This window comes from Streptococcus sp. HMSC10A01 (genome assembly GCF_001807785.1).
GTDB classification, from domain to species: Bacteria; Bacillota; Bacilli; order Lactobacillales; family Streptococcaceae; genus Streptococcus; species Streptococcus gordonii.
Genome location: NZ_KV790982.1, coordinates 1 through 5,066, shown reverse-complemented (window position 1 = coordinate 5,066; position 5,066 = coordinate 1). Strand labels below are relative to the sequence as shown.

Here is a 5,066-nt window from a genome sequence, read left to right as displayed (position 1 = left end):
AGAATTGAAAATAGATACTGTTAATCGTGTGGTGGACGTGACCAAGACAGCCGGTGGTAAAGGTCTTAATGTTACACGAGTTCTTTCAGAATTTGGTGATTCTGTTGCTGCTACTGGTTTAGTTGGGGGTAAACTTGGTGAGTTTTTAGTCGAACATATCGATGATAAAGTAACGAAACGTTTTTTCTCAATTCAAGGAGAGACTCGTAACTGTATCGCTATTCTCCACGGAGATAACCAAACAGAAATCCTTGAAAAAGGACCCGAAGTTCTGGAACAAGAAGGGCAAGATTTCTTGGTTCATTTCAAAAATTTCCTTGACACTGTGGAAGTAGTAGCCATCTCAGGTAGTCTCCCAGCTGGGCTTCCAGTTGATTATTATGCGAGCTTGGTAGAGCTTGCTAATCGCGCAGGGAAACCAGTTGTTCTGGATTGCTCAGGTGCAGCTCTTCAGGCAGTTCTTGAATCACCCCACAAACCAACAGTAATCAAACCGAATAACGAAGAATTGTCTCAGCTTCTTGGGAAAGAAGTTTCTGAGGATTTGGATGAATTAAAAGAAGTTCTTCAAGAGCCTCTATTTGCGGGTGTTGAGTGGATTATCGTGTCACTTGGAGCAAATGGTGCTTTTGCAAAACATGGTAATACTTTCTACAAGGTAGATATCCCTAGAATTCAGGTAGTTAATCCTGTTGGATCTGGAGATTCTACCGTGGCAGGAATTTCATCAGGACTTCTTCATAAGGAATCGGATGCAGAACTCCTCATCAAGGCCAATGTCCTTGGTATGCTCAATGCTCAAGAAAAAATGACAGGTCATGTCAATATGGCTAACTATCAAGGTCTATACGACCAACTAATCGTAAAAGAGGTATAAAATGGTTTTAACAGAAAATAAACGCGCTTGCTTGCAAAAACTCTCTGACGAGAACGGCATTATCTCAGCTCTCGCTTTTGACCAACGTGGTGCTTTGAAACGCCTCATGGCTCAATACCAAACGGAAGAGCCAACAGTAGCTCAAATGGAAGAACTTAAAGTCTTGGTCGCAGATGAATTGACTAAATACGCATCCTCTATGCTTCTCGACCCTGAATATGGTCTTCCAGCTACAAAAGCGCTTGATGCCAACGCCGGTCTTCTCCTTGCTTATGAGAAAACTGGCTACGACACAACAAGCACCAAACGTTTGCCTGACTGCTTGGATGTTTGGTCTGCAAAACGCATCAAAGAACAAGGTGCAGATGCAGTGAAATTCTTGCTTTACTATGACGTAGACAGCTCTGACGAACTCAACCAACAAAAACAAGCCTATATCGAACGTATCGGCTCTGAGTGTGTGGCAGAAGACATTCCATTTTTCCTTGAAATCCTTGCCTACGATGAAAAAATCGCTGACGCAGGTTCTGCAGAATACGCCAAAGTTAAACCACACAAGGTTATCGGTGCAATGAAGGTCTTCTCAGACCCACGCTTCAACATCGATGTCTTGAAAGTGGAAGTTCCAGTCAATGTTAAATACGTTGAAGGCTTTGGCGATGGTGAAATCGTTCATACACGTGAAGAAGCAGCAGCCTTCTTCAAAGCGCAAGATGAAGCAACTAACTTGCCATACATCTACTTGAGTGCGGGTGTATCGGCTAAACTCTTCCAAGAAACCCTTGTCTTTGCCCACGAATCAGGTGCAAACTTCAATGGAGTTCTTTGTGGCCGTGCAACTTGGGCAGGATCAGTTGAAGCCTACATCAAAGATGGTGAGGCAGCAGCTCGTGAATGGCTTCGTACTGAAGGACGTCAAAACATTGAAGAATTAAATCAAGTTTTAAAGAGCAGTGCAACCTCTTGGAAATAAAATTATAGATTATATTTTAAAGAGAAAAATCAATATATGTCTTAGCATAATTTGTAGGCATTTAGTTATAAAAAGTAGATTGATTTTATATTGAAATAAAGATATATTAAATATAGATATATTAAATATAGAAAGGGGTGAAGTATTATGGGACTTAATCAATTGTTTGATAAGAACTTGGTCTTCTGTCTACAAGCAGATAATCAAGAACATCTTTTTAATCAAGTCGCTAACCTTCTTGAAGAAAGAAAGATTGTAACTCCTTCTTATAGGACTGCATTAATCGAGAGAGAAAAGTCATTTCCAACTGGATTGGACATGGAGTTTCTAGGAAAAGACTTACCGAATGTAGCAATCCCTCATACAGATATTGAACATAACTTAGCTGAAAAAGTTGTTGTAGTACGCTTAAATCGAGCTGTGACTTTTCACAATATGATAGCTCCTGATAAAGAAGTAGAAGTTTCACTTTTGTTCTTTATCATTAACAACTCAAGTTCTAGCCAGACGAATATTCTGGCACAATTGATGGATTTCTTTACTAAGAATGGCAATTTAGAGAATTTATCTAAGTTTGCAAATGAAGATGAATTATATGAATATATAACAGAAGAAATCGGATAAAAAAATCAAGAAAATATATAAAACGGAGGAAATCCAAATGATTAAAATTTTAGCAGCCTGTGGGGCAGGTGTTAATTCAAGTCACCAAATTAAGAGTGCGTTAGAAGAAGAATTATCTAACCGTGGTTATGATGTTCGCTGTGATGCAGTGATGGTTAAAGATGTCAATGAAGATTTGATTAAAGGCTATGATATTTTCACACCAATTGCTGCGACAGATTTAGGTTTTGATCCTGGTATTCCAGTTGTAGAAGCTGGACCAATCTTGTTCAGAATTCCAGCAATGAGCGCTCCAGTGTTTGACAATATTGAAGCAGCTATCAAAGATCATGGTCTGAGTTAATTTTTTAAAGAGTATGAAAGCGCTGTCTGAAGAGTGCGCTGGAGTTCTTATATTATAAACAATATATAAATTAATATAAATCGGGAGGATTTATTATGGATGGCATTATTAAATTAGCCAACGATATTTTTAAGCCAATTTTGGCAATGGGTGGTCCAATCATCATGTTAATCATTTTGACGGTCCTAGCCCTCTTGTTTGGGGTTAAATTCTCCAAAGCCCTCGAAGGTGGTATTAAATTAGCGATCGCCTTGACAGGTATTGGTGCAATTATTGGAATGTTAAATGGAGCTTTTTCATCTTCATTAGAAAAATTTGTAACCAATACAGGGATTCAGCTTAATATTACAGACGTAGGTTGGGCACCACTTGCAACGATTACTTGGGGTTCTGCTTGGACTCTGTATTTCTTGCTTGTTATGTTGATCGTCAATGTCGTGATGCTATTGATGAAGAAAACAGATACACTCGATGTAGATATCTTTGATATTTGGCATCTGTCTATCACAGGTCTCTTGATTAAATGGTATGCAGATAAAAACGGAGTAAGTCAAGGTGTTTCTCTTTTTGTAGCAACTCTTGCAGTCGTACTAGTAGGAATCATGAAGATCATCAACTCTGACTTGATGAAACCAACTTTTGATGACCTCCTAAATGCTCCAAGTTCATCTCCAATGACATCTACTCACATGAACTACATGATGAACCCTATTATCATGGTGTTGGATAAGATCTTTGATAAATTCTTCCCTGGACTTGATAAATATGACTTTGATGCCGCTAAACTAAATAAGAAAATTGGTTTCTGGGGTTCTAAATTCTTTATTGGTTTCCTTCTTGGTATTGTAATCGGAATTATGGGAACTCCACATCCAGAAGCAAACGTGGAAGACTTAAAAACATGGGAATTGGTTATTAAATCTTGGTTGAGTCTTGGTTTAACAGCTGGTGTCAGCTTGGAATTGTTCTCATTGATCGGTTCATGGTTCATTGCAGCGGTAGAACCACTTTCACAAGGTATTACAAACGTTGCTACTAAACGTCTTCAAGGACGTAAATTCAATATCGGTCTTGACTGGCCTTTCATCGCTGGTCGTGCTGAAATCTGGGCTTGTGCTAACGTACTTGCACCAATCATGTTGATCGAAGCAGTGCTTCTTTCTAAAGTTGGTAATGGTATCTTGCCACTTGCTGGTATCATTGCCATGGGTGTAACTCCAGCTCTCTTGGTTGTTACTCGTGGTAAATTGATCCGTATGATTGTTTTTGGAAGCCTTTTATTGCCACTCTTCCTTCTTTCAGGAACTCTGATTGCTCCATTTGCAACTGAGCTGGCTAAGAGTGTTGATGCCTTCCCTAAAGGGGTAGCTTCTACTCAATTGATCACTCACTCAACTCTTGAAGGTCCAGTTGAAAAACTCTTGGGTTGGACAATTGGTAACGCAACAACCGGCGATATTAAAGCTATTTTTGGTGTTGTAGCCTTCCTTGTATTCTATATCGGTATCTTTGCTTGGTACAGAAAACAAATGATCAAACGTAATGAAGAGTACGTAGCTCAAGGTAAAAACTAATAGATAGTTCTTTTGAGAAAAGAATGAAAACATAATAAGTTTGTTTATTCTTAGATAGAAATAGATTAAAATGAAAAGAGAAGAGACCTAAAATCAAGGGAATAATGAATATGAACTTGCTGACAGTCTCTTTCTAGATAGAATTGACTAGTTAGCTTCTAGAATTTTATGAGCAGTTTAAGTAATACTCTCGTAATCTATTTTTATAAATTGTCCCCCTCCCATTTCTGTTTATCAGATTTGGGATTTTTTAAATGCAATCAGACTTTCAAGAAGACAAAAGATTGTTTTTATTTCACTTCTTTTAGCTTAGTTTATGCATAGAGCTTTTAATAAATTGGTTTAAGATGTTTTTATACTTATTTAAAGATAATTGGTAAAAATAGAAATGTTATTCCTTATTTTTTCTTGAATATGTAAGAATCATTAAGTTTGTTTAGAGAATCCTTGTTTATTTTAATCATTTTTTTAAAAAATACGATTAAAATAAACAAGAAAGTGTTGACAATAAGCTAAAGGTGGTGTATAGTATGAGTATAAGAAACAGATAGTGTTTTTTATAAACAATAATCTGTGCAAAAAATCAAACAAAGGAGAATGCTCATGGCAATTATTATTGGTGCAGACGCTGCTGGAAATAAGCTAAAAGATGTGGTCAAGGATTTTCTCGTCGGA

General features: G+C 37.5%; 5 protein-coding genes and 1 pseudogene. All 6 read left to right on the top strand.

All coding sequences use genetic code 11. The features are described from left to right. A partial coding sequence (locus tag HMPREF3108_RS07195) for a tagatose-6-phosphate kinase (RefSeq protein ID WP_256262231.1) occupies positions 1-877 on the top strand: 877 nt, incomplete at its 5' end. A gap of 1 nt (position 878) precedes the next feature. Further along, complete coding sequence (gene lacD / locus HMPREF3108_RS07190) at positions 879-1,850, top strand: tagatose-bisphosphate aldolase (protein ID WP_048777464.1); 972 nt, start codon at positions 879-881, stop codon at positions 1,848-1,850. A gap of 147 nt (positions 1,851-1,997) precedes the next feature. After that, positions 1,998-2,474, top strand: a complete 477-nt coding sequence (locus HMPREF3108_RS07185) for a PTS sugar transporter subunit IIA (protein ID WP_012130594.1) — start codon at positions 1,998-2,000, stop codon at positions 2,472-2,474. A gap of 37 nt (positions 2,475-2,511) precedes the next feature. Further along, on the top strand, positions 2,512-2,817 hold the full coding sequence (locus HMPREF3108_RS07180; RefSeq protein WP_012130593.1) for a PTS sugar transporter subunit IIB: 306 nt from the start codon (positions 2,512-2,514) through the stop codon (positions 2,815-2,817). Positions 2,818-2,912: 95 nt separating this feature from the next. Continuing rightward, entirely contained in the window at positions 2,913-4,391 is a 1,479-nt protein-coding gene (locus HMPREF3108_RS07175) for a PTS galactitol transporter subunit IIC (RefSeq protein ID WP_061602142.1), read from the top strand. Positions 4,392-4,994: 603 nt separating this feature from the next. Further along, positions 4,995-5,066: pseudogene (locus tag HMPREF3108_RS11065) on the top strand (galactose-6-phosphate isomerase); the annotation flags it as partial.

Excerpts from the sequence above, each read along its gene's own strand:
- lacD (WP_048777464.1), top strand. The coding sequence starts at position 879 with ATGGTTTTAACAGAAAATAAACGCGCTTGCTTGCAAAAACTCTCTGAC.
- HMPREF3108_RS07185 (WP_012130594.1), top strand. The coding sequence starts at position 1,998 with ATGGGACTTAATCAATTGTTTGATAAGAACTTGGTCTTCTGTCTACAA.
- HMPREF3108_RS07180 (WP_012130593.1), top strand. The coding sequence starts at position 2,512 with ATGATTAAAATTTTAGCAGCCTGTGGGGCAGGTGTTAATTCAAGTCAC.
- HMPREF3108_RS07175 (WP_061602142.1), top strand. The coding sequence starts at position 2,913 with ATGGATGGCATTATTAAATTAGCCAACGATATTTTTAAGCCAATTTTG.